Genomic DNA, 23,880 nt, shown 5'->3' on the forward strand with positions numbered 1-23,880 from the left:
AGCGTGTCGGCTGACGGCACAGGGTGCCGGCTGACGGCGAGGTGTGTGCCCCTGGGGCGCCCCGGCTCGACGGCCGTCAGGGCGCCCCAGGGGTGATTCGTACTACGACGTTGCAGGCGTGCAACGGGTGGAAAACCGGCCGGAGGCCGGTGGAAGTGTCGTCAGGGGATGGCCGTCAGGAACGACTGCCCTGCTTCATCGCGAGGGGTACGCCCGCCAGATCTTCCTCGTTGCAGAGGATCTTCAGGTTGTAGTACGGAAAGCCGTCGCGGTCGTCGTAATCGAGGTGGACGGCGATGACATCGGCGGGTTCGCCCAACCACTGCTGCGCATTGCGGAGCCAGGCCGCGCCGCGCTCCAGAGCGGCGGGCAGATCGTCGTCACGGAACTCGACGGGACGGTAGGGCACATCGTGGATGTGATCCTGCGGATCGGACGGCGTGGGAAGTCCGGGCGCGACGCCCTCGTCGTTGAGTTCCAGGTGGATAGTCTGTTCACTCACCCCACGAGCGTCCCTCAGCCGGGCCGTCGGGGCAAGCGCCACCCCCTTCGCGCTGGGCCGATGCGCCTCATCGGGGCTGTCTCGGCGGTGCTCCGACCATGCGCCGAGCGAGGTCGGCGTAGTGGTCGGCGAGGCCGCTTCTGCCCAGCTCGCCGCCGGGGGAGAACCACCGGGCCACGCCGTTGCACATGTCGAGCAGCGCCAGGCGCGTCGTCGCGGGCCGGGTGGTGGTGAACACACCGCTGCGCAGGCCGTCGTCGATGGCGTCCGACCACAGCTTCTCGTAGGCATCGCGAATGCCGACGACATCGCGGCGGGATGCGGGGGTCAGCGCGTCGACCTCGTTGTCCACCACCCGCGTGCGCATCGGCTCGCGTGCGTGCCGGGTCACGTGCAGCACCACGAGCCGGTCGAGTCGTTCGACCGGGTCGTCGACGCCGTCGAGTTCACCGGTCGCCGCATCGAGCAGGCTCTGCAGCGAGGTACGCATGATGTCCGCGAGCAGCCGCTCCTTCGTCGGCATGTAGTGGTACAGGCTGGCCGACGACAGGTTCGCGGCTTTCGCCAGGTCGCGGATGCCCGTGCCGTGGAATCCTTTCGTGGCGAACAGCTTCACCGCCGCGCGGTGCACGCGCTCGCCCGCGGGCCTGCCGCCTGCCTGCTTCGTCACAGCCACGCGCCCGCCTTCCGGTCGTAGGCGCCTGCGCGCTGATCGCCCTCGCGCAGCCGTCCTTTCGCGACCCGCTCCGACGGGGTCATCGGCAGTTCGTCCACAACGGACCAGAATCGCGGCACCTTGAACCGTGCGAGCTTCGTCTCGCAGAACTCCGCGAGCTCCTCGGGGCCGTGCTCACCACTCAGGACGACGTACGCCTTGACCTCCTCGCCGCGCAGCTCGTCTGGCACCGCCACGACCGCGGCGGCGGCGATCCCGTGGTGCAGCAGCAGGGCCCGTTCCACCTCGTCGGCGGCGATGTTCTCCCCGCTGCGGCGGATCATGTCCTTGGTGCGGCCGACGAAGAACACCCGGCCCTCGTCGTCCATGCGTGCCACGTCGCCGGTGTGGAACCAACCGCCGCGGAACGCGTTCGCGGTCGCGTCCGGATCGTCGTGGTAGCGGTGCATCAGGCCCGTGCCGCGGATCAGCAGCTCGCCTTCGGTTCCGCGCGGCACGGGGGTGCCGTGCTCGTCGGCGACGATCACCTCGCGGTGCGCTGCGGGACGCCCGATGCAGCCGCTGCCGACCAGTTCGTCGTGATCGCGGGGGTACATGCGGATGTCGCCGCCGGTCTCGGTCATGCCGAAGGCCTCGTACCACGGCACGCCCCAGCGGGCCTCCAGCTCGGCGTGCAGTTCCGGCGGGATGGCCGAGGCCGTGATCGCGCGCACGCGGTGGTCACGTTCCTCCGGGTCCGGCGGCATTCGCAACAGCAGCGTCGGCATCAGGCCGAGACAGTAGAACCACGTGACGCCGTGCTCGCGCACCTTCCGCCAGAACGTCGACGGGTGGAATCGATCCAACACGACGAGTGTCGCGCCGGAGCGCAGTCCCAACGCGACATTCCACTGTGGATCGATGTAGTGGAACGGCTGCGCGGTGAGCACGACGTCGTCGGCGGTGACCGCGGGGAAGGCCGTCGCCAGGTCATCGGCCAGCGTCGTCCAGTAGCGGTTCGTCAGCACGCAGCCCTTCGGCGCACCGGTCGTGCCGGACGTGTACTGGATGTTGGTGGGCGTTTCCGGAGTCGCCGCGACGTCGAGGACCGGCTCGCCGTCGGTGAGTGCGCTGTTGGCGAGGGTGCTGCCGGTGAGCTGTTCGGTCGTCAGTACCTCCCGCACCGAGGTGTCGGGCGCGACGGTGCGCAGCAGGTCCGCGAACTCCGCCGACGTCACGGCCAGCGTGGCCCCCGAATGGGCGATCACGTGCCCGCCGTCGAGTTCGCGATATCCGGTGTTGACCGGAACCATCGCCGCACCGAGCCGGGCCAGCGCCAGCCACAGCAACGGGAACTCCGGCCGGTTGGGCAGCATCACGGCCACGCGGTCGCCCGCCGACACCCCGCGGGCTGCCAGCGCCGCGGCGAGTCGGCGCGTGCGCCGGTCGATGTCGGCGAACGTCAGCGTTTCCCCGGCGCCCGGCTCCCCGGTGTCGTCGAAGATCCACGCGGGCTTGTCCGGCCACCGCCGGGCAGCGGTGGTGACGAGTTCGACGAGGTGCTCGCTCATCGTGACCGGAACTCCGCGGCGCTCCGGGTGACCTCGTGGGTGTGCTCGGTGAGCAGGGCGTGGGTGACCTCGAGTTCCAGCACGGTCTCGACCGCGGCGTCGATGCCGTGGTCCAGTACGCGCTTGGCGAGCGTCACCGAGCGGGCCGGTTTGCCCGCCAGCTCCGCGGCCAGTCCCGTGACGTGTGCGTCGAGCTCGTCGCGCGGCACGACCCGGTTGACCAGGCCCAGCTCGGCGGCGGCTGCGGCGTCGATGCGCTCGCCCAGCAGCATCAGCTCCTTGGCCTTCAGCGGTCCGACCAGCAGTGGCAGCAGCCGGGATGCCGCCCCGGTGACGCTCAGGCCCAGACCGGCCTCGGGGAAGGCGAACACGGCGTCGCCGGAGGCCACCACCAGGTCGCAGCCCAGTGCGAACTCGGCACCTGCGCCGATCGCGTAGCCGTGCACGGCGGCGATCACCGGTTGCGGCAGGCCGCGGAGCTTGCGCGTGACGTCCTGCAGGCGTTCCAGCCGCGGACGCGAATCGCCTTCGGGTGCGGGTTCCTTGAGGTCGTGCCCGGCGCAGAACGCCCGGCCGTTGCCGGTCAGCACGACCGCTCGCACGTCAGCGCGGGCCGCCACGGCATCCAGCGCGGCGAGCAGGTCGTCGACGAGTTCGGCGGTGACGGCGTTGAGCCGGTCGGCCCGGTCGAGGCGGACGACGGCCACGCCGTCGGCTCCGGAGGTGTCGAGCTCCACGGTTGGCATGCGGCCAGACTAACCGAGACGATCAATCGATCGATAGACCCGAAGGGTGGCATCCGGGCACTGACCTGTGCTGAACTGCATGTCATGCCGGTACGTGATGCGACATCCGACGACGTCGAGGACATCTGCCTGCTCATCGAGGAGCACGCCCGCTACGAGGGCAAGGACGACCTCGTGCTCGACCGCGGCGACATGGCGAAACACCTCTTCGGGCCCGAGCCGAAGGCCTGGGTGGTGATGGCCGAGGCCGACCCCGGCACGGGCGAACGGGTGACGGCAGGCATGGCGCTGTGCGCGTGGACGTTCCCCAGCTGGGACGCCAAACCGGGCGTGTTCCTCGACGACCTGTTCGTCAAGCCGGAGTTCCGCCGGTACGGCCTCGGCAGGGAACTCATGGCCGAGCTGGGCAGGCGCACCAGCGGGCGGGTCGAATGGGACATGCAGCTGGGCAACGCCAAGGCGGAGGCGTTCTACGCCTCGCTCGGCGGCGCGCCGGTCGAGGGCTGGGTCAAGTACCGCTGGCTCCCCGACCAGGGGTGAGGCGCGGTCACCGGTTCCGTCGGAGGGACGCCGTATCTTGGAGGGCATGGAAGACGGTTCGAGTCGGCGTTCGTCCTCGATCGAGGACTACATGCGCGCGATCTACGGCCTCGCCGAGCGAGGCGAGGCGGTGACGAACACGTCCCTGGCCGGCAGGCTCGAGGTGAGTCCGTCGTCGGCGTCGGGCATGGTCACCAAGCTCGCACAGCAGGGGCTCGTCGAACACGTTCCGTACCGCGGCATCGAGCTCACCACCGAGGGGTTGCAGCTCGCCAGGTCGGTGCTACGCAGGCACCGGCTCATCGAGACGTATCTCGTCTCCGAGCTCGGCTACACCTGGGACGAGGTGCACACCGAGGCCGACCTTCTCGAGCACGTCATGTCCGAACGTCTCGTCGAGCGGATCGCGGCCAAGCTCGGCGACCCGGTGCGCGACCCGCACGGCGACCCGATCCCCGCGTCGGACGGCAGCGTCGAGGAGATGTCCACGGCGCTGCTCGACGAACTGCCCGCCGGTGCGGTCGGGGAGATCGCCCGGGTGTGGGACACGGACCCGGAACTGCTGCGGTTCCTCGCGGAGCGGTCGATCACGATCGGCGACCGCGTCGAGGTACTCGAACGTCAGCCCTTCGGCGGCCCGGTCGTGGTGAAGATCGGCCCGACCGCCGAAGCCGCCACGCACGCCCTCGGCACCACCATCGCCCAGGCCCTGTCGGTCACCGTCCGCTGACCGATCCCCACGCGCGTGTCCTGCGCCCACCCGTCGCCCGGCACCGCCCCTCATCGACGCGCTGCCGCGCGACCGCGCCCGCCCACTGCCCGGCCACCGGAAGAACGGCCCCCGCTCGCGGGGACTGGAGTGGCGAGCGGGGGCCGCTGGTCGGTCCCGCCCGTGCCGTCGCGCTGGGCGCGACGACGAGACCGACCGCGCGCGTCCTGATACCGGAGTGCCGGGCGCGATGCCACGTGCGGAAACCACGCGAAACCGCCGTCGGTAACGCGCCGAACCGGGGACGCGCGCGAGCTGTGGAATTGGAAACCGGGGACGCGCGCCGGACTCACTGCGCCGCGCGCCCCCGGTTGGTTGTCACCACGACGGCCGGGGTTACCGCCGTGCTGACGTCGGCGGCACGGTCGGGTCGGGAACAGCACCGCCGTGCTCGCCGTCTTCGGGGTGCTCGCCGTCGCGTTCGGGCGCGTCGTCGTCACGGTCGGGCGCATCGCCGTCACGGTCGAGCCGGGTGCCGTCGTTGAGTATCACCCAACTCACCGGTCGTCACCCCCGGACGGGATGCGGCGAATCGCGCCGATATATGTCGACGTCGACGGCGTCGCGCTTGTCGGCGTCTTCGAGCAGCGACATACCGAAGTCGCAGCACGTGCGCCCGAGTGTCGCCACGTCGGTGACCGTGAGCCGGCCGCCGCCGTGCTCCAGCGCGTCCGTCGCTTCGGCGGCCAGGCTGCGGTTGAATTCGGCGACGCGGCGCAGCGTCTCGCGGTCGTCGGGTTTCATGCCGCAACCCGTCCCGCGTGCTCGCGCTGCTCGGCGAGCCATCGGTCGGCGACGGCCGCGAGTGCTTCGGGGTCGTGCCACGGCAGGCCGTGCGGGCGCAGCCACGCAATCACCGGGTGACGGCCAACGAGCGCGGGCGTTCTGGGTAGTGGGTCGTGCAGGATCACCGCGCGCCGATCGGCGTTGGCGATGCGCCCGCGCTGTACGGCAACGAGGTCGTCTCCGGCCGTCCAGCTGAACGTGTGGCCGTGTCGATAGATGCCGCTGCGCACCTTCGTCCCCGCGTCGTACGGGTGCGTGCGTCGCCCGTGCATGTGTACCCCCGCGTCGTGATCCGAGGTTGTCGTCTGCCGCTGTAAGCTTGTACTCGCAACCCTGGCCGGTGTGCATGTCATGCACAACAGCAACCCATGCAGATCACACGAACGGAGGATTGGCATGGTGCGTCGGACCTCGTCGCCTTCGCTACGGCGTCGCCGACTCGTGTCGCGGCTCGTGGCGTTGCGAGTCCACGCCGGATTCGACATCGGTGACGCCGCCGAGCGCGCCGGGTTCTCGCAGTCGAAGTTGTCGCGTATCGAATCGCTCGACGTCGGCGTGTCCGGCGACGACACCGACACGTTGTGCCAGGTCTACGGCGTGGACGACGAGACGCGGCACGCACTCGTGGCCCTTGCACGGCAGGCGAAGCGCAAGGGGTGGTGGCAAGTCTTCCCCGGCGACGAGTTGGGCGTGTCAACGGATTTGCTGGAACTCGAAGACGATTCGACCCAGATTCGCAGCTACACCGATGTGCTCATACCCGGCTTCGTCCAGACCTTCGAGTACGCATGTGCCGTCATCGGGGCAACGTCGCCGATGCTCGACAGGTCTACCGTCGAGTACCACGCACGCGTACGGATGGAACGGCAGCAACGGCTGCGCGACCGTGGTGTTGAGCGGTGGCTGATCGTCGACGAGTATGCGTTGCGCCGGAACATCGGCGGTCCATCCACAATGGCCGCGATGATTGAGAGTCTGATCGACGCTGCCAATGACCCGAGCGTGTCGATTCAGATTCTTCCACAGGACTTGTCCGAACACGTCGCGCTAGGCATGCCGTTCAAGCTCATGACGCTGCGTGACGGGGCAAGGTTCGTTCACGCCGACACGCTAGGAGGTGGGCTCTACCTCGAGGCAGACGAACAAGTCGCCAACCAAGAGGACCGATGGAGCAAGCTTGCGGCGCAAGCTCTGTCGTTTGTAGAAACAACCACGCAACTCGGGCTCATCGCCCAATACCAACGGAGCAGAACGCATGATCAACCTGGAAGCCTGCGAGTGGCGCAAGAGTAGTTACTCGGGCGGCGGCGACAGCGGACAAGACTGCGTAGAAGCGACCGTGCAGCCGGCAGTCGTCGGCCTTCGCGACACCACCGACCGTGAGGGTGGCTATCTCGCCGTCTCGCGGGACGCGTTCGCCGCGTTGCTCGCCGACGTGAACGCCTGACAGGCGCACCCGACGACGCCGCCCCGGACAACCGTGCATGTCCGGGGCGGCGTCCTCATCTCAGCCGTCGAACGTCTCGGAGAATTCGCCGTCCCGTGCGCCTGCGGTGAACGCGTCCCACTCGCCGGCGGTGAACACGAGCACGACACCCGGCGGACTGCTCTGCTCGCTCCGCATGAGTGTCAGCGGCTCGCCGTCGTGCTCGACGTGCGCCACATCCAGCGCGCCGTCGCCCGAGCCGTAGCGACGCCACTCGACCCGCTCGACGTCGATCGCGTCGAGCGCCCTTCGCTTCGCGTCTGCGTCCATGGCTGCCGAGTCTAGTCGGTGGCCGGGCGGCACCCGTGGCAAGAACAGGTCCTTGTTGCAACCCTCGTCGGCGCGGGTGTGCGAGGCGGCTATGCACGCCCGGGGACCGTCGGCAGGTCGGCGAAGCGGCGGCGGACGTCACCCTCGGTCATGCCGAAGTCGGCGAGGGAGTAGCGGTGCGCGGGCCGTGCCGTTCCGGTGGTGCTCGCGGTGTGCAGTCGTCGCATCGACTCGCGCGCCTCTCCGCTGAGCGGCAGGCCGAAATGCCGGTACACACTCTCCACGGTGCCGATCGGATCGGCGACGAAGTCGTCGTAGTCGACATCGAAGAACCGCTGCGGGTCGTGCCGGGCGCGCGCGGCCGTGAACGTTTCCAGTCCGCGCCCCCACAACTCCAGCTGGTCCCGGCCGATCCGCTCACCGGTGAACGTGTCCGACCAGCCCGCGCTCGCCCGGGCGTTGAGGCTGCACACCGAGGCGATCGCGGTTTCGGGTGCGCGGTGGGTCTGGATCACGAGCGCGTCGGGATACACCTGCAACAGCTCGTCGAGCGCGAACAGGTGGCTCGGGTTCTTCAGCACCCACCGGTGGTCGGCATCGGGCAGTCCGATCAGCTGGAGGTTGCTCCGGTGCCGCAGGTAAGCCGCCGTCCAGTCCTGTTCGGACAGCCACTCCGAGTACGACGGCACGTGCGCCAGGCATTCGTAGGATACGGACCGCAGCGATTGCCGTAGCAGTTGCCAGCATTCCTCGACCTGATCGGCCGACATCGCGTGCACGCCCATGAACTCCGGGTTCTCGACGTGGTACTGCTCGTAACCTGCCTGGATCCGCTGGAAGACCGGGTTGTCGGGCCACCGCGCCCGCGGCGGGCGCGGCTGCGGCACCTCCGTCAGCCACACCTCGAGTCCCTGGCTCGAGGGATCGGCGGTCAGCAGCCGGTGCAGCGCGGTCGTTCCCGTGCGCGGCAGGCCGGTGACGAAGATCGGCCGCTCGATCGCGACGTCGGCGTACTCGGGGTGCTGTTTCCACGCCGCCTCGCTGAGCAGTCGTGCCATGAGCGCGCCGCGGAGGAAAGCCCGTTTCACCTTGCGCCCCAACGGGGTCAGCGCGGCCTCCCGTTCGTAGGAGTCGAGCAGCACGGCGAGTCCGTCGGTGTAGTCGTCGGCGCCGAAGTCGTCGAGCCCGGTGATGCGGCTCGCGGATTCGTGCAGCTCGTCGATGGTCGCGACCATGGCACCGCCTTCCTCAGTGGTGGAACTCGCCCGCGTTGACGTCGAGGCACTGCCCGGTGATCGCGCGCGCCATGGGGGAGGCGAGGAACACGACGGCGTCGGCGATCTCGTCGGGTTCGGGCAGTTTCCGCAGGTCGGTGGCCGCGGCGGTCTCGTCGTAGATCTGCTGCGGATCGACGCCGCGTTCGCCTGCGAGATAGGTGAAATAGGCCTGCAGCAGGTCGGCCCAGATGTAGCCCGGTGCCACCGAATTGACGCGCACGCCCGTCGGCCCGAGTTCCGAGGCGAGGCTCTGCGACACCGACAGCAGCGCGGATTTCGCCATCTTGTACGCGCCGTAGAGCTGCCGGGAATGCCGCAGCACGGCGGAGTTGATCATCACGACGGAACCGGCAGGGGCGAGCTGCGGCGCGAAGAGCCGGGTGAGCCGCAGCGCCGCGAACACGTTGACGTCGAGGCCGGCGCGGAGCTCGTCGATCCGCACGTCCGTCAGGTCCGTCATCGGCGGCATCGTGAAGGCGTTGTTGACCAGGGCGTCGACGCGGCCGAACTCGGCGACCGTCGAGTCGACGACCCGGGTGCACGCATCGTCGTCGGTGATGTCGGCCGGCACGGTGAGTGCGCGCCTGCCGTGTTCACGCACCTCGGCCGCCACCTTCGCGAGCCGCTCCTCGTCCCGCGCGACGAGTGCGACGTCGGCGCCCGCGTGTGCGCTGCGCAACGCGATCGCCCTGCCCAGTCCGGGACCCGCACCGGACACCACGACGACCTTGCCGTCCAGGGCAGTCAACCGAGCATCCTCGTTGCGAATTCCGCCTGCCTGCGGGCGATGCGGGCCGTCCACTGCTGCGGCGTGACCCTCGCCTGGTCGTGGAACGGCAGCCGGGCCGGCAGCTCGTCGACGTCGACGACCTCGACCGTGGGCCCGTCTGCGGCACCGAGTTCGCGCGAGAGCCGTTGCCACCGCAGCTGCACGTACCCGCGGTCGTGTCCCAGCCGTTCCAGCCAGTTGGCTACGCCGGGGTCACGCTCACTGATGACGAACCGGAATCTGCCGTCCGGGTCCACAGTGGCCTGATCGGCGGTGAGGCTCGTCTGATGGTTGACGTAGTCGAGCGAGATGTACCACATGCTGCCGAGCTGAATGCCCTGGTACGGCGCGTCCGACTTCGGCACCGTCACGATCATCGCCTTGTCGTCGGGCAGGTCGTAGTGCCCGACGGCCGAGAATTGCGTCGCGAGGCCACCCGGGGTGCGGCGCGGTTCGGTGAGGGTGTTCACCGGCAACTTGAGGTAGAACCACTCGGGGAAGGCGAGGAACGTCCGCAGCCTGCCCAGCAGCATCGTGCCCGCCACGCCGTACCGTTTGGTCATCGCGTCGCGGTCGAGCGGCGGTGGGGCGGTGCCTGCCGTGTCGTCGCGGTGGATGCGCAGCGTGCCGCGGCGCTCGGTCCAGTCGCTGTAGACCTCGCGGACGACGAGCATCGCCGCGCCCTCGGGAAGGACGAAGTAGCCGCGCCCCGCCTTGCTGCGGTCGGGGCCGAAGCGGAGCTCGAACGTTCCGTCGGGCGCGACGTCGAACTCGCGGTCGTCGAACGCGGTCAGGCTGTCCGGCACCTCCACCGGGGTGTAGTCGCCTGCGAGGACCTGGAAGCTGAGGTCCCTGGTGGTGCCGCGGGTGCCGGTGACGACGTACTCGGCGTCGTCGCGGATGTTGGAGTGGAAGTACAGGGCGTCCGGATTGTCGAGCCCCATCTTCGTGTACGGACCGGTCGACTGCACGAAGAACGGATGGTCGCGTTGATAGGCCCTGGCCAGGTGCAGGCAGGCCTGGATGCTGCCCGCGAGGTAGTCGTATCCCTCGACGAGATCGGCTTCGCCACGGACGTGCGGTGCGTCGGCGATGACCTTCTCGGCTTCGGCGATGGCGTCCGTCAGCGGCTGCGTGATCACGACCATACGATAGAACGTGTTCTACATCGGGTCAACGAGACGTCCGGCCGCTCACGCCGTCCCGGTCCACAGGTTGGCCGTCAGCCGCAGACTCGGTACGTCCGCCGTGGACAGCATCATTTCGTAGAGGCGCAGGTAGCCGGTGTGGGCGATGCGCCACACGCCGTCGTCGCCGCGGCGGTAGCGGTCCCGGTAGAAGGCGGCACCCTTGATCAGCACCTCGTGTTCCGGTGCGATCACCGTGTCCTCGAACGACCAGGTGCCCGTCGCTGTGTCGCCCTCGATGTCGATCTCCGGCTGACCTGCGGAGTGTGTGGTGATCATGGTGCCGCCGAGGTTGGTCCTCAGGAAGTCCAGGATCGCGTCGCGACCGGTGAAGTCGAGGGATGCGCCGAGTGCGGGGCTGCCGTAATCGGCCGTGGCATCGGCCGTGAGCACGTCGGCGAGCTCGTCCCAGCGCTTGAGGTCGACGCAGCGGAGATAGCGATACTTGGTCTGTTTGATCTCTTCGAGGGTGATGAGGTCCATGGGTACAAGCTTCGCGGTTCGCCGACGTCGTGGCAAGAACATGTTCCTGTTGTGACCCCGTTGGCCGTGGCCGCGACGGGCTTGCTTTGCTGGGACCATGACCACAGACGCAGAACTCGCCGGGCAGCTGGCGGTCGAAGCCGGAAAGCTGCTGCTCGACGTGCGTACCGAGGGTGCGAACCTGGAGCCGAAGGAGCTGGGCGACCGCGGTGACGCGCGGTCGAACGCGCTGCTGCTCGAACGCCTCGCCGCGCAGCGTCCCGGCGACGCCGTGCTGTCCGAGGAATCGGCCGACAGCAGCGCCCGGCTCGAGGCCGACCGCGTGTGGATCATCGATCCGCTCGACGGCACCCGCGAGTTCTCGCATCCCGGCCGCGACGACTGGGCCGTCCACGTCGCGCTGTGGCAGCAGGGCAAGGGCATCACCGACGCCGCGGTGGCCCAGCCGGACCGGGACACGGTCTACGTGACCGGCGACGTGGCCCTGGCGCCGCGCACCGGTGCGGGCCGGATCCTCGTGAGCGCGAGCAGGCCGCCCGAGTTCGCCGCCGGTGTCGCGGCCGATCTCGGTGGCGAACTGGTCTCGATGGGGTCGGCAGGCGCCAAGGCGATGGCCGTGCTGCGCGGCGAGGCCGACGCCTACCTGCACGCGGGCGGTCAGTGGGAGTGGGATTCGGCCGCACCCGCGGGCGTCGTCCAGGCGGCCGGACTGTTCGCGTCCCGTGTGGACGGATCGCCGCTCGAGTACAACGCCCCGAATCCGTACCTTCCGGACCTGGTCGTCTGCAGGCCCGAACTGGCCGACGACATCCTCGCCTCGATCGCGAAGCACTCCGCCTGACGAAGCACTCCGCCTGACGAAGCACTCCGCCTGACGAGCTCGGGTCACGCCGACTGGTGCCTCGAAGGTGCACCCCAAGGTGCCTCGAAGGGCACCTTGGGGGCGCTCAACGCCCCAAATCTTCCCCTCGGGTGGACGGTCAAGCGAGGGGAAGAATCGGGGATCCCGCCCGCCGGCCCGACCACCACCCCCTCATCGGCACGCTGGCGCGTGGCTGTGTTCAACGCCCCGAAGGTGCCCTTGGGGGCGCGAAGGTCCGGCGGGATCAGTCGGCCAGGGCTGCGAGGATCTGCTCGCCGTACTTGTTCAGCTTGTTCTCGCCGACGCCGCCAACCCTGCCCAGTTCGTCCAGAGTGGACGGGTGATCGACGGCGATCTGCCGCAACGTCGCGTCGTGGAAGATGATGTAGGCGGGCACGCCCTGTTCCTTCGCCGTGGCGCCGCGCCAGTCGCGGAGCCGGTCGAATGCAGGCTTCGCCTCGTCCGGCAGGTCGGTGGCCGGTGCGGCGCGCTTGGTCTTCTCTCGTGTCGCGGTGCGTTTCGGCTCGCGGCGCAGGTGCACCTTCCTGCCCTGGTACAGCACCTCGTCGCTGGCAGGGGACGTCACGAGCGTGCCGTACTCGCCTTCGACAGCCAGGAGGCCGGTCGCGAGCAGCTGCCGGATCACGCCGCGCCATTCGTTGTCACCCAGGTCGGAACCGACGCCGAACACACTCAGCTCGTCGTGCCGGTGTTGCGTGATCTTCGTGGTGGTCTTGCCGCGGAGGATGTCGATGATCTGCCCGGAGCCGAACTTCTGGCCCCGTTCGCGCTTCAGCCGCACGATCGTGGACAGCAGCTTCTGCGCGGCGACCGTGCCGTCCCACGATTCCGGTGGTGACAGGCACGTGTCGCAGTTGCCGCACGGCTCGCCGTCCTGGCCGAAGTAGGCGAGCAGCTGCACCCGGCGGCATTCGACCGTTTCGCACAGCGCCAGCATCGCGTCGAGATGTGCCGCCAGCTTCCGCCGATGGGCCTGGTCGCCCTCGGACGATTCGATCAGCTTGCGCTGCTGCATCACGTCCTGCAGTCCGTAGGCCAGCCAGGCGGTCGACGGGAGCCCGTCCCGGCCTGCGCGGCCCGTCTCCTGGTAGTAGCCCTCGACGGACTTCGGCAGGTCGAGGTGCGCCACGAACCGTACGTCGGGTTTGTCGATGCCCATGCCGAACGCGATCGTCGCCACGACGACCAGCCCGTCCTCACGCAGGAACCGGGCCTGGTGCCGCTCGCGGGTCGCCGCGTCGAGGCCGGCGTGGTACGGCACGGCGTCGATGCCGCCTCGCACGAGCATTTCCGCGGTCTCCTCGACGGACTTGCGGGACAGGCAGTACACGATGCCCGCATCGCCGTCGTGTTCGGTGCGCAGCAGGTCGAGCAGCTGCTTGCGCGGTTCGTTCTTCGGCGCGATGCGGTACTGGATGTTGGGCCGGTCGAAGCTGGCGACGTGGTGCAGTGCGTCGTCCAGGCCCAGCCGGCTGGAGATCTCGGCGTGCGTGGCTTTCGTAGCCGTGGCCGTCAGGGCGATGCGGGGCACATCGGGCCACTGCTCGTGCAGGCCCGACAGCGCGAGATAGTCGGGGCGGAAGTCGTGCCCCCACTGCGACACGCAGTGGGCCTCGTCGATCGCGAACAGCGACACCGGGGCCCGGTCCAGCAGGCGGCGCGTGGCGTCGAGGTTCAGCCGCTCCGGAGCGAGATACAGCAGGTCGAGCTCGCCCGCGAGCAGTTCGGACTCGGTGAGCCGCCGCTCGTCCGGATCCTGCGTCGAGTTGAGGAAGCCCGCGCGCACGCCGAGTGCCCGCAGCGCGTCGACCTGGTCCTGCATGAGGGCGATGAGCGGCGAGATGACCACGCCGGTGCCCTCACGGGCCAGCGCCGGAATCTGGTAGCACAGCGACTTGCCGCCACCGGTCGGCATGAGTACGAGCGCGTCGCCGCCGGAGGTGACGTGGTCGACGATCTTCTGCTGTCCGGGGCGGAACTCGTCGTAGCCGAACACGCGGTTCAGCACGTCGAGCGGGTCGCGGGAAGTCACCCGCGCGATCCTACGACCCGTCTCCGACACGGTGGCGACGACGGCGTGGGGCGGAGCGGTTCTCCCTCACTCCAGGCGTGCGATCGGGGCGCCCTGCTTGACGACGTCGCCCTCGCCGACCGGCAGCCGCACGATCCCGCCCGCGGGAGCGGGCACCTCGACGTCCACCTTGTCGACGGCCACCTCGGCCAGCAGGTCGCCTTCGGAGATCCGCTGGCCGTCGGCTGCGAACCAGGTGGCGAGCACGCCCTCGGCGCCGGGCTCGGCCTGCTCGACCAGGAGATTCCGGACGACCTGCATCAAGACCTGGTGTGGAACATCGCCTCCACGGTGGACGGCTGGGTGGCACGGAACCACGGAAACGCGGATCAGGCCGAGGTGCTCACGCGCAAGCTCGTCGTGCATGTACTCGGTGGGCAGTCAACATAGTGATCGGAGTGGCCGGTCCTCGGCAGGGTTCCTGCGCGCGGCACCACGCTCACTGAACGAACAACGGTATACACAGGAGTGGACTGGAAATGGTCAAGACGCTCGTCACCGGTGCCACCGGGTACCTGGGACGTTATCTGGTCGCGGAGCTGCACCGCCGCGGCCACACCGTGCGCGCTGTTGCACGGGACCGCTCGCGTGCGGAGCAGCCGGGAAGCTGGGGTGCCCCGTCACTGTCGGGCCTGGTCGACGAGTGGGCGATCGGCGAGGTCACCGACTCCACGTTCGTCGGCGATGTGGCCAAGGGAGTCGACTCCGTTGTGTCCGCGCTGGGGGTGACGACACAGAAGGCCGACCCGTGGGACATCGACTACGGCGCCAACCGTGCGATCCTGACGTCCGCGGAACAGCACGGTGTCGGATTGTTCTGCTTCGTCAACGTCATCGGTGGTGACCGCTGCACCGCGGAACTCACCAAGGCGAAGACGGCGTTCGTCGAGGAGCTGACGACGTCGTCGGTGCCGAGTCAGGTGATCGACCCGCCCGGCTACTTCTCCGACATGATGCAGATCTTCGGCATGGCTCAGCGGGGCCGCGCGTACCTCTTCGATCCGGAACGGAAGATCAACCCGATCCACGGTGCCGACCTCGCCGCAGCCTGCGCCGATCGACTCGAAGCGGGTGAGCAGGGCAGGTGGGAAGTCGGTGGTCCGGACCTCTTCACGTGGGAGCAACTCGCGGAGTGCGCGTTCGACGCCCTCGGCAAGACTCGCCGGATCACGAGGATCCCCCCGGGTGTCCTGACGCCGATCCTCGGTATCGCGTCCCTGTTCAGCAAGAGGAAGGCCGACACTCTCCGCTTCGTCACCTTCGGGATGCTCAACGACAGTGTCGGCACTCCCACCGGTACGCACCACCTGGCGGACTTCTTCGCCGCCCACGCCGGCACGTCCAGTGCCGGTGGCGCCTGATCGGCCGGTCATGGCGCCCGCCTTCCACGGGCGGGACAGCCAGTCGATGGCCTTCGCCGGGCCGGCCTCGTCGAGCGCCTGCTCGGCTGATCGGGACAGCCTCCGGAAGGCGCAACACAGCCCCCGGAAGGCGCAACACGGCCCCCGGAAGGCGCAACACGGCTGGCTCGGGTGTGAATGTGACGCGTGGGTGTCGATCGAGCACTACCCCGGCGCCACCGTGTGTTCACAGCGTGCGGTTTTCCTGGCCGTGCTGAGCCAACCCGGTTCCCGTTCCAGGAGGTTCGATTGTTCCCGCCGCGTAGCGACCGCCCCGACAGCCACCGCGACAACCACGGCACGCCGGCCGCAGGCCCGGTCTCCCGACGTGGATTCCTCGGTGGTGTCGCCGGTGCCGGCGCAGGTGCCGTCCTGCTCGGTGCCGCTACCGCAGCCGGACCGGCGATCGCCGCTCCGTCGCGCCGCGTGACCGACCCGTTCCGGCTCGGTCTCGCCTCGGGTGACCCGCTGCCCGACGGCGTCGTGCTGTGGACGCGCCTGGCTCCGAAGCCGCTCGACTTCGATGGTGGCATGCCCGGCCGCGTCGTGCCCGTGCGGTGGGAGATCGCGCTGGACGAGAAGTTCGGCAAGGTCGTCAAGCGCGGCACGGAGCGGGCGCTGCCGGAGGAGGCGCACACGGTCCACGCCGACGTCCGCGGTCTCGAGCCGCATCGCGAGTACTTCTACCGTTTCCGCGTCGGCGGGGAGATCTCGGAGGCCGGACGTACGCGCACCGCGCCCGCACCCGGTACGTCGCCGGAGTTGCACTTCGCGTTCGCGTCCTGCTCCAATTGGGAGATGGGCCACTTCACGGCCTACCGCCACCTGGCCGCCGAGCGGCCGGACATGGTCTTCCACCTCGGTGACTACCTGTACGAGTACGCCGCGGGCGTCAACGGCGACGTGCGCACCCACGCGGGCGACGAGATGAACGAGCTGGGCGAGTACCGGCAGCGGCACGCGCAGTACAAGACCGACGGCGATCTGCAGCTGGTGCACTCGGTCTCGCCGTTCATCGTCACGTGGGACGACCACGAGACCGACAACAATTACGCCGATCTCGTCCCGGAGAACAGCGACCCGGACCAGGGCAACGGCAGCCGCGAGGAGTTCGCCAAGCGGCGCGCCGCGGCGTACCAGGCGTACTGGGAGCACATGCCGCTGCGCCGGTTCCGCAAGCCGGTCGACACGCACCTGCCGCTGTACCGCCGGTTCACCTACGGCGACACGGCGACGTTCAGCGTGCTCGATTCCCGGCAGTACCGCGACGACCAGCCGTACAACGACACGTCGCAGGTGTCGGGGCCGGACCAGTGGAAGACCGACATGCTCGGCGAGGAGCAGCACGCGTGGCTGGAGAAGGGTTTCGACGAGTCGCGGTCGACGTGGAACGTCGTGCCGCAGCAGATCTACTTCGCCAGCATGGACGAGGTCGCGGGCTCCGACCCTGGCGGCTACAACGACGGCTGGGACGGCTACCGCGCCTCTCGTGACCGCATCCTCGGCTACGTCGAGGAGCGCGGTATCGACAACGTGGTGGTGCTCACCGGCGACGTGCACAAGCACTGGGTCAACGACCTGCGACGCGACTTCGAGAAGCCGGGCACCCCGGTGGTGGCCAGCGAATTCGTGACCACGTCGATCACCTCGGGCGGTGACGGCACCGGCAGCAACGACCCCGGTGAGCTCACGCGCAACGAGAACCCGCACACGAAGTACTACTGCGACCGCCGCGGATACGTCTCCTGCCACGTGTCCAAGGACCGTTATGTGGCCGACTACCGGGTCGTCGACTACGTGTCGCGGAAGGGTGCGCCGGTGCGCACCGACGCGTCGTTCGAGATCGAATCCGGAAAGCCCGGCGTGCAGCGGCGTTGAGGCACTGAGGCCCTGAGGTTGCAGGCCGCGGGGCCGCGAGTTCTCCCGGCTCGGAAAGGCGGATCACCACTGCTGTCACCGCGTGCGGGAACATCCGTCGTGGATGTTCCTGCACGTTTCCGGCTCGGCGTCCGGTCGTCGCGGGCTCCGCCCGTCGCGGCGCTCAGACGTTACGCAGTACCGAGACCACGATGCCGAGGATCGCCGCATTGTCGCCGTCGATGACCTCGTGGTCGGGGTTGCGCGGTTCGAGCAGCACATGACCGCCGCGGTTGCGGTACACCTTCACGGTCGCCTCGTCGTCGAGCATCGCTGCGACGATCTGACCGGAGTGCGCCTCCTGCTGGCGGCGCACCACGACGATGTCGCCGTCGCAGATCGCCGCGTCGATCATCGACTCGCCGCGCACGCGCAGGCCGAAGACCGTGCCGCGGCCGGTGAGTTCCCGCGGGAGCGCGAGCATGTCGTCGGTGTGCTCCTCGGCGAGGATCGGCGTACCCGCGGCGATGTCGCCGACGACCGGCACCGGAACCGATTGCTCCACGGACTCGGGCTCCGCGGTGCCGCGCAGGAACGTCCGCACGTCGATCGGGCGCGACACCGACGGGCTGCGGCGCAGGAATCCCTTGTCCTCGAGTGCTGCGAGATGTTTCGACACCGAGGACGAGGACCGCAGCCCGACCGCGTCGGCGATCTCCCTCGTGGTGGGCGCGTAGCCGTCGGCCACGACCCGGTCCCGGATGGTGGCAAGGATGCGCTGCTGTCGTTCGGGCAGCGCGGACGCGTCGAGGTCGCCGAAGAGGTCGTGGTCGCCGTGGATCGTCACGCGCGGCATCGTAACGGCCGGTGATCGAACCCGAACGCGGTGCCGCGGCGTTGCAGGGTCGTCGCCCACGTCCGGACGCGTACACAGTGTCGCAACCTTGCATTCTATGCGCCGGGGCGAAATGTTAAGCCCGGTGTTTGACCGGGCATGCCGGACGGTCGTCGAGAGTGTTCGTCGTCGAACCGAAGGTGATTCGGCCGTGTGGCATCCGGTGATTCATCAACGGTTTGACTCGGTCCATTTTCTACCCTTCTCACCTGCGAAAACTACTCGTGAGGTACGTCCGAACGGGTGATGCACGAACGGAGGAACCTGACTACCTTGAATGGCGTGCGGTCGCGGCGATGTCGTCGGCCGGGCGAACGTTGGGAATCGAAAGTCGAGCAACTGAACGTTGATCGATTTTCGATCGGATGTTTCGGTTTGAAGGCGCGTTGTGGCTGGCCGTTCGGCTCGTGAAGGGGCCGTTCGGCACGGCGGCACCTGCATGATTGAGGGGGAGCACTACATCCATGAGGCATGAGATCGTCGCGGGCTCGGGGTACAGGAGTCCGCACCGGGAGCCGGGCAGCCGGCACGTCGGACACCGGAACACCGAGCAGCGCAACACCGAGCAGCGCACCCCGGAGCAGTGCACCCCGGAGCAGCGCAGTACGGAGGCTCGTAGCGAGCGCCAGGATGCGGGGTACGGCAGCGAGGGGCCGGTGGGGCAGCACGTGCGGGTCCGGCGGGTCCGCCACGGACACGGCGTGGAGATCTGCGAGATCGGCGGGGAACTCGACCTGCTCACGGTGCCGATCGTGCACCGGGAACTGGATGGCGCCGCCGAGCAGGCCCGGCACCGGCTGGTGGTCGACATGTCGGCGGTCGAGTTCTGCAGCGTGGCGGGTGTCGAACTGCTGTTGCGTGCCGCCCGGCGCGCAACAGGCAGAGGCGGCAGGATCGCCGTGGTCGCGGGCAGGCAGGTGCGCCGGGTGGTGCGGCTGGTCGTACCGGACGGGCCGATCCTGTGGTTCGACTCCGCCGCCGACGCGGTGCACCACGTCGGCGGCGACTGGAGCGCCGCCTCGAGCGGGTTGGCCGGTATGGATCTCGACAGCACCCAGCGCGGACTGCGCCGGTACGTCGAGGTCGTCGCCGCGGGGCTCGGCCTCGAAGCGGCCGCCGCGTGGTCCGACGTCGACGACCTGACCGCCACGGCCTACATCGCGCTGGACGGCGAGCTTCCGGGTATGGAGGGCCGCGAAGTGGCGCTCGTGTGGGACGGGCGCACCGGCTGGGCTCTCGGCGCGGAGACGCATTCCGGCGAGGACCTGGTGATCCGCGCCTGGTACGGCACGGAGCTGTTGCCGGACCCGGATGCGGTGGTGCGCTTCGTGAAGGAGCTGACCGTGGGCAGGAGGGTCGGTCTCGACGTGCCCCCGGAACCCAGCGGACAGCCGCACGCCGCGCAGATCGTGCGCGCCCGGCTCCAGGCCGCGGCATGGTCGGACCAGGAACCGCACCCGCCCGAGGTCGACGTGCCGGCGCAGGGCTCAGGTCCTCCGCGGTGGCACGAGGGTGTCGGATAGGGCGTCGGATCGGGCGTGGTGTGGGCAGGCGTTGCAGCCACCTCGGGGCCCGGGTGCCCGATCCTCTGGCTCGCGACCATGGCCCGACCGTGAACCATTCCTCGGGGTCGTGGATTGCCCAGGCGAAGAACAGCCTGGCTGTTTCCTCACCCCGGCACGCGACACCCGGCACGCGACACCCGACACCCGACGCCCCGACACGCGACGCCCCGGCACGCACGTAGCCGTCCGCGACCGCGACGGTTCTGCCGAACGGCCGGTCGCGGGGTGGGATCGGTGCCCGGGCCTGCCGCAGCCGCGCCTCAGGCGAGGGCGCGCAGCCGCGGCAGGACGTCCTCGCTGAACTGGCCGAGGAAGCGTTCCTGGTCGTGGCCGGGTCCGTGGAACACGAGGTGGTTGAACCCGGCGTCGAGGTAGGGACGGATCTGCTCGACGGCCTCGTCGGGGTTCGAGGCGACGATCCAGCGGCCCGCGACCTGGTTGATGGGCAGCTCGTCGGCCAGCTGTTCCATCTCCTCGGACGAGGTGACGCTGTGCTTCTGCTCCGGGGTGAGTGACAGCGGTGCCCAGAAGCGGCAGTTCTCCAGTGCCCGATCCGGGTCGCGGTCGTAGGACAGCTTGATCTCGATCATCCGGTCGATGCCGGCAGCGTCGCGCTCGGCGGCCGCGGCGCCGTCGGCCACGGCCGGCTGGAGCTTGTCGGTGTAGAGCTCCATGCCCTTGCCGGAGGTGCAGATGAATCCGTCACCCGCGCGGCCCGCGTACTTGGCCACGACCGGTCCGCCCGCGGCGATGTAGACCGGGACGGGCGTGTCCGGCCGGTCGTAGATCTTGGCGTCGACGAGCGTGTAGTAGTCGCCCTCGAACGAGACGTTGTCCTTCGTCCACAGCTCACGGATCAGCCGTACCGACTCGCGCAGCCGGGCGAAACGCTCCTTGAACTCGGGCCACTCGCGGCCGGACACGGCGATCTCGTTCAGCGCTTCGCCCGTGCCCACACCCAGGATGACGCGGCCGCCCGACAGCAGCGACATCGTGGCGAACGCCTGCGCGATCACAGCCGGGTTGTAACGGAACGTGGGCGTCAGCACGCTGGTTCCGAGCTGCACGCGGCTGGTGCGCTCGGTCACCGCCGACATCCACGCCAGCGCGGACGGGGCGTGCCCACCTTCGTGCCGCCAGGGCAGGAAGTGGTCGGACACCATCGCCGAATCGAGCCCCAGCTCTTCGGCACGTACCGCGAACTCAACCAGGTCCCGCGGTCCGAACTGCTCCGCGGACGCTTTGTAACCGACTTTCAGATCCATCGAGAGCCTTTCCGACCTACCGAACCACTGTTGCTGGCACTGTCCAACGTAATGATCTTCGCGGCGCCGCGCGCGCAGCCCGGGTCACGGCGCCTGCGTGCCGGTTCCGTGCGGTCCGCATACGGCGGGTACCCGGTCGTCAGGGCAGCATCCCGGCGTCCCGGGCGAGGCGGACGGCGTGGGTGCGGTTGGTGGCACCGAGTTTGCGGGCGATGCTGCGCAGGTAGGCCTTGACGGTGTTGGGCCTGAGCCCGAGGCCGGCCGCGATGTCGCCGTTGGCGGCACCCGTGGCGACGAGCTGCAGCACGTCGAGCTCGCGCGCCGACAGCACCCCGTCCCGGTTCCCGCATTCCGGTGCGCCGGCGTCGGTGCCGGTCGAGATCCGCTGCAGCCGCTGGGAGACCTGCTGCAGCCGGTTACGGGCCTGTTCGTCGTCGACCAGCGCCATGGCCTCGTCCAGGTCCCTGCGCACCTCGGCCACCGCGCGCTGGTCACGGGCTGCAGCCTCGTCGTAGGCGGCCGTGCGCCTGCGGACCTCGACGCCGACGGCCAGGTCGCGTTCGATGCGGCGGGTGTGCTCGACGGCCCGCGCGACGACGCGGTCACCGATCGCCACGTCGTCGCGCTGTGCCAGGTACAGCAGGCCGACGACCGTCTCCCCGGCGCGGATCGGCACGGCGAACACGGTCTCGATGCGTTCGGGCGCGACGGCGCGGTCGTAGGCGTGCACGATGCGGGCCGTGTTGAAGTAGTCGCGTACGACCAGCGGCCTGCCCATCGCGAACACTTTGCCGCCGAGCCCGTAGCCGGCGCGCACCTGCAGGTCACGCAGGGTGTGGCCGAGGTGGCCGTCGAGATGGCGGATCGTGATCGCATCCCGGGCACCCGGCGCGAGGCTGCCGCCGAAGGTCAGGTCCACCGCGCACGAGCGGCGCAGGGTGCGCACGCCGGGCGCGAGCAGCCGGTCGAGTTCGGTCAGCAGGTCGCCGGGGATCGCGGCGGGACTCGCACTGCGACCGCCACCGGGCAGGGCGGGATGCGTGCCGGGCATGGCCACCACCTTTCCTCGCACGAGCGTCGTCGGGGCGCGGGCCCCGTTACCCACAGAAGAACGTAGCCCGAACCGCCCGCCACCGCGATCGTCTGATGCCACCGCCGAACAACAACGCACGACAGCGAACGACAACGGCGAACGACAACAGGGCACGACAGCGAACGACAACGGAGTCGAGGAGAAACCTTGGGCACCACACCTGCGGCCACCGTGCCGGACGACGGACGGGCGGAGCACGGCCGCGCCGAATACCACGCCGCCGATGCGTGCGCGGCCGAGCTGCTCTGCGATCGGCATTCGGCCGCTGCGACCGCGTTCCGGGTCGTCGAAGCGGACCTGACCACCCGTGACGTCACGTTCGGCGAGCTGACCGCCCGGTCGAAACGGGTCGCCGCGATGCTGGCGGACAAGGGCGTCGGGCGAGGGGACACCGTCGGGGTGTTGATGAGCAAATCGGCGGAGCTGCCCGCGGTGTTGCTCGGCATCTGGCGGCTCGGCGCGGTGCACGTGCCGCTGTTCACGGCCTTCGCCAAGCCCGCGATCGACATGCGGCTCGACGGCAGCGGCGCCCGCGTGGTCGTCGCCGATGCGGATCAGGCGCCGAAACTCACTCCGGAGGAGGGGAAGCCGGCCGCGAGGCAGGTCGTCCAGGTCGGCGGCGAGACGCCGACGGCGCCCGGCTGGGACCGGTTCGAGGACCTCATGGCCGCCGCACCCGCCGAGCCCGTGGTCGAACCGGCCCGCGTGGGCGGTGACGGCACGCTGATCCTGCTGTTCACCAGCGGCACGACCGGTACGCCGAAGGGCGTGCCGGTGCCGGTGCGGGCGCTCGCATCGATGGAGCGGTACCTGCTCGATGCACTCGACGTGCGCCCCGAGGACGTCTTCTGGAACGCCGCCGACCCGGGCTGGGCGTACGGGCTGTACTACGCGATCCTCGGGCCGTTGGCGCTGGGCAGGACGAGCATCCTGTTGCACGCCGGGTTCTCGCCCGCGCTGACGTGGCGCATCCTCGACCGGCTCGGCGTCACGAACTTCGCCGCGGCGCCGACGATCTACCGCGCGTTGCGGGGAGAACCGCCGCAGGAGGCCGTGCCGGTGCGGCTGCGCTGTGCGTCGTCGGCGGGTGAGCCGCTGACGCCGGAGGTGGTCGGCTGGGCCGCCGACACACTCGGTGTCGAGGTGCGCGACCACTACGGGCAGACCGAACTCGGCATGGTCATCGGCAACGCGTGGCGGCCGGAGCTCAAGGCCGAGGTCATGCCCGGGTCGATGGGGCATCCACTGCCCGGCTGGGCCTGCGGCGTGCTCGCCGACGAGGTCGACGAGGTGGTGCCGGACGGCACGGTCGGCAGGCTCGCCGTCGACACGCACGCCAGCCCGTTCATGTGGTTCACCGGGTACGCGAACGCCCCGGAGCGCACCGCGCAGCGGTTCAGCGCCGACGGGCGCTGGTACATCACGGGTGACACCGCCTACCGGGACTCCGACGGCAGGCTGCACTTCTCGTCCCGCGACGACGACGTGATCATCATGGCCGGCTATCGCATCGGGCCGTTCGACGTCGAGAGCGTGCTGGTCGGCCACGAAGCGGTGCTGGAGGCCGCCGCGATCGGCGCCCCCGACGAGCTGCGGGGCGAGGTGCTGGAGGCGTACGTGGTGCTCAGGCCGGGCGCGCAGCAGAACGCGGAGCTGGAACAGGAGCTGCAGCAGCTGGTCAAGCGCGAGTTCGCCGCGCACGCCTATCCGCGCAGGGTGCACGTCGTCGGTGAGCTGCCGAAGACGCCCAGCGGCAAGATCCAGCGGTTCAAACTGCGCCAGGAGCGTGCAGGGAGCTGACCGCGGAGCC

26 protein-coding genes are annotated in these 23,880 nt (G+C 69.5%); 9 read left to right on the forward strand and 17 right to left on the reverse strand.

The annotated features are described in order from the left end of the window. Window positions 1-175: 175 nt before the first annotated feature. From LY41_RS07805 to LY41_RS07820, 4 genes are all read right to left on the reverse strand, one after another. Window positions 176-502: a hypothetical protein gene (locus LY41_RS07805; RefSeq protein WP_253863199.1), complete on the reverse strand. Its 327-nt coding sequence runs from the start codon at window positions 500-502 to the stop codon at window positions 176-178. A 67-nt stretch (window positions 503-569) separates the two neighbouring features. Then, on the reverse strand, window positions 570-1,178 hold the full coding sequence (locus LY41_RS07810) for a TetR/AcrR family transcriptional regulator (RefSeq protein ID WP_253863200.1): 609 nt from the start codon (window positions 1,176-1,178) through the stop codon (window positions 570-572). Then, the gene (locus LY41_RS07815; RefSeq protein WP_253863201.1) at window positions 1,169-2,728 is read right to left on the reverse strand and encodes an AMP-binding protein; all 1,560 of its coding nucleotides are present in this window, start codon (window positions 2,726-2,728) and stop codon (window positions 1,169-1,171) included. The genes LY41_RS07810 and LY41_RS07815 overlap by 10 nt, the downstream gene beginning before the upstream one ends. Beyond that, entirely contained in the window at window positions 2,725-3,474 is a 750-nt protein-coding gene (locus LY41_RS07820) for an enoyl-CoA hydratase/isomerase family protein (RefSeq protein WP_253863202.1), read from the reverse strand. The genes LY41_RS07815 and LY41_RS07820 overlap by 4 nt, the downstream gene beginning before the upstream one ends. Window positions 3,475-3,558: 84 nt before the next feature. Between LY41_RS07820 and LY41_RS07825 the strand changes: the two genes are divergently transcribed. Then, window positions 3,559-4,014 (forward strand): GNAT family N-acetyltransferase, encoded by a 456-nt coding sequence (locus tag LY41_RS07825; RefSeq protein ID WP_253863203.1) that lies wholly within the window; start codon window positions 3,559-3,561, stop codon window positions 4,012-4,014. Between the two features lie 46 nt (window positions 4,015-4,060). Further along, entirely contained in the window at window positions 4,061-4,744 is a 684-nt protein-coding gene (locus tag LY41_RS07830; protein WP_253863204.1) for a metal-dependent transcriptional regulator, read from the forward strand. 375 nt (window positions 4,745-5,119) lie between these two features. Here LY41_RS07830 and LY41_RS07835 read toward each other — a convergent pair whose 3' ends face one another. From LY41_RS07835 to LY41_RS07845, 3 genes are read right to left on the reverse strand one after another with little or no spacing between them, the layout of a single operon-like run. Next, window positions 5,120-5,284 carry a hypothetical protein gene (locus tag LY41_RS07835; protein ID WP_253863205.1) on the reverse strand — a complete coding sequence of 55 codons (165 nt, stop codon included), beginning with the start codon at window positions 5,282-5,284 and terminating at the stop codon, window positions 5,120-5,122. Between the two features lie 6 nt (window positions 5,285-5,290). Next, on the reverse strand, window positions 5,291-5,527 hold the full coding sequence (locus LY41_RS07840) for a hypothetical protein (protein WP_253863206.1): 237 nt from the start codon (window positions 5,525-5,527) through the stop codon (window positions 5,291-5,293). After that, window positions 5,524-5,841: a hypothetical protein gene (locus LY41_RS07845; RefSeq protein WP_253863207.1), complete on the reverse strand. Its 318-nt coding sequence runs from the start codon at window positions 5,839-5,841 to the stop codon at window positions 5,524-5,526. Before LY41_RS07845 ends, LY41_RS07840 begins: the two co-directional genes overlap by 4 nt. Before the next feature lie 124 nt (window positions 5,842-5,965). Between LY41_RS07845 and LY41_RS07850 the strand changes: the two genes are divergently transcribed. Together LY41_RS07850 and LY41_RS07855 are read left to right on the forward strand one after the other, a co-directional pair. After that, window positions 5,966-6,862 (forward strand): helix-turn-helix domain-containing protein, encoded by an 897-nt coding sequence (locus LY41_RS07850; RefSeq protein ID WP_301296782.1) that lies wholly within the window; start codon window positions 5,966-5,968, stop codon window positions 6,860-6,862. Further along, window positions 6,825-7,016, forward strand: coding sequence for a DUF397 domain-containing protein (locus tag LY41_RS07855; RefSeq protein ID WP_253863209.1), 192 nt, complete (start codon window positions 6,825-6,827; stop codon window positions 7,014-7,016). The genes LY41_RS07850 and LY41_RS07855 overlap by 38 nt, the downstream gene beginning before the upstream one ends. Before the next feature lie 60 nt (window positions 7,017-7,076). Here the strand turns inward: LY41_RS07855 and LY41_RS07860 are convergent, their stop codons facing one another. From LY41_RS07860 to LY41_RS07880, 5 genes are all read right to left on the reverse strand, one after another. Next, window positions 7,077-7,325 (reverse strand): DUF397 domain-containing protein, encoded by a 249-nt coding sequence (locus LY41_RS07860; RefSeq protein WP_253863210.1) that lies wholly within the window; start codon window positions 7,323-7,325, stop codon window positions 7,077-7,079. 89 nt (window positions 7,326-7,414) lie between these two features. Further along, a complete protein-coding gene (locus LY41_RS07865) occupies window positions 7,415-8,560 on the reverse strand; it encodes a sulfotransferase family protein (RefSeq protein WP_253863212.1) in 1,146 nt (381 codons plus the stop codon). Window positions 8,561-8,573: 13 nt separating this feature from the next. Next, window positions 8,574-9,350: an SDR family oxidoreductase gene (locus LY41_RS07870; protein WP_253863214.1), complete on the reverse strand. Its 777-nt coding sequence runs from the start codon at window positions 9,348-9,350 to the stop codon at window positions 8,574-8,576. Beyond that, on the reverse strand, window positions 9,347-10,513 hold the full coding sequence (locus LY41_RS07875; RefSeq protein WP_253863215.1) for a hypothetical protein: 1,167 nt from the start codon (window positions 10,511-10,513) through the stop codon (window positions 9,347-9,349). The genes LY41_RS07870 and LY41_RS07875 overlap by 4 nt, the downstream gene beginning before the upstream one ends. 51 nt (window positions 10,514-10,564) lie before the next feature. Continuing rightward, window positions 10,565-11,041, reverse strand: a complete 477-nt coding sequence (locus tag LY41_RS07880; RefSeq protein WP_253863216.1) for a nuclear transport factor 2 family protein — start codon at window positions 11,039-11,041, stop codon at window positions 10,565-10,567. Window positions 11,042-11,138: 97 nt separating this feature from the next. Between LY41_RS07880 and LY41_RS07885 the strand changes: the two genes are divergently transcribed. Next, window positions 11,139-11,882, forward strand: a complete 744-nt coding sequence (locus tag LY41_RS07885) for a 3'(2'),5'-bisphosphate nucleotidase CysQ (RefSeq protein WP_253863217.1) — start codon at window positions 11,139-11,141, stop codon at window positions 11,880-11,882. A 265-nt stretch (window positions 11,883-12,147) separates the two neighbouring features. Here LY41_RS07885 and recQ read toward each other — a convergent pair whose 3' ends face one another. Then, entirely contained in the window at window positions 12,148-13,956 is a 1,809-nt protein-coding gene (gene recQ, locus LY41_RS07890) for a DNA helicase RecQ (protein ID WP_253863218.1), read from the reverse strand. A 66-nt stretch (window positions 13,957-14,022) separates the two neighbouring features. Beyond that, window positions 14,023-14,256: a biotin/lipoyl-containing protein gene (locus LY41_RS07895; RefSeq protein ID WP_253863219.1), complete on the reverse strand. Its 234-nt coding sequence runs from the start codon at window positions 14,254-14,256 to the stop codon at window positions 14,023-14,025. Between the two features lie 218 nt (window positions 14,257-14,474). On the opposite strand from LY41_RS07895, the gene LY41_RS07900 reads away from it, so the two are divergent. Continuing rightward, window positions 14,475-15,356 (forward strand): NAD(P)H-binding protein, encoded by an 882-nt coding sequence (locus LY41_RS07900; RefSeq protein ID WP_253863220.1) that lies wholly within the window; start codon window positions 14,475-14,477, stop codon window positions 15,354-15,356. Between the two features lie 288 nt (window positions 15,357-15,644). Continuing rightward, entirely contained in the window at window positions 15,645-17,273 is a 1,629-nt protein-coding gene (locus LY41_RS07905) for an alkaline phosphatase D family protein (protein ID WP_253863221.1), read from the forward strand. 163 nt (window positions 17,274-17,436) lie between these two features. On the opposite strand, the gene lexA is transcribed toward LY41_RS07905, so the two are convergent. Continuing rightward, on the reverse strand, window positions 17,437-18,108 hold the full coding sequence (lexA, locus tag LY41_RS07910) for a transcriptional repressor LexA (RefSeq protein ID WP_344056313.1): 672 nt from the start codon (window positions 18,106-18,108) through the stop codon (window positions 17,437-17,439). 503 nt (window positions 18,109-18,611) lie between these two features. On the opposite strand from lexA, the gene LY41_RS07915 reads away from it, so the two are divergent. Then, a complete protein-coding gene (locus LY41_RS07915; RefSeq protein ID WP_253863223.1) occupies window positions 18,612-19,670 on the forward strand; it encodes a DUF6292 family protein in 1,059 nt (352 codons plus the stop codon). Window positions 19,671-19,972: 302 nt separating this feature from the next. On the opposite strand, the gene fgd is transcribed toward LY41_RS07915, so the two are convergent. Both fgd and LY41_RS07925 read right to left on the reverse strand, forming a co-directional pair. Then, window positions 19,973-20,977 (reverse strand): glucose-6-phosphate dehydrogenase (coenzyme-F420), encoded by a 1,005-nt coding sequence (gene fgd, locus LY41_RS07920; protein ID WP_253863224.1) that lies wholly within the window; start codon window positions 20,975-20,977, stop codon window positions 19,973-19,975. A 139-nt stretch (window positions 20,978-21,116) separates the two neighbouring features. Continuing rightward, complete coding sequence (locus LY41_RS07925) at window positions 21,117-22,028, reverse strand: LuxR C-terminal-related transcriptional regulator (protein WP_253863225.1); 912 nt, start codon at window positions 22,026-22,028, stop codon at window positions 21,117-21,119. Between the two features lie 189 nt (window positions 22,029-22,217). Between LY41_RS07925 and LY41_RS07930 the strand changes: the two genes are divergently transcribed. Then, complete coding sequence (locus tag LY41_RS07930; protein ID WP_301296783.1) at window positions 22,218-23,870, forward strand: AMP-binding protein; 1,653 nt, start codon at window positions 22,218-22,220, stop codon at window positions 23,868-23,870. The last annotated feature ends 10 nt before the right edge of the window (window positions 23,871-23,880 follow it).

The organism is Prauserella halophila (assembly GCF_024171895.1).
GTDB lineage: Bacteria > Actinomycetota > Actinomycetes > Mycobacteriales > Pseudonocardiaceae > Prauserella > Prauserella halophila.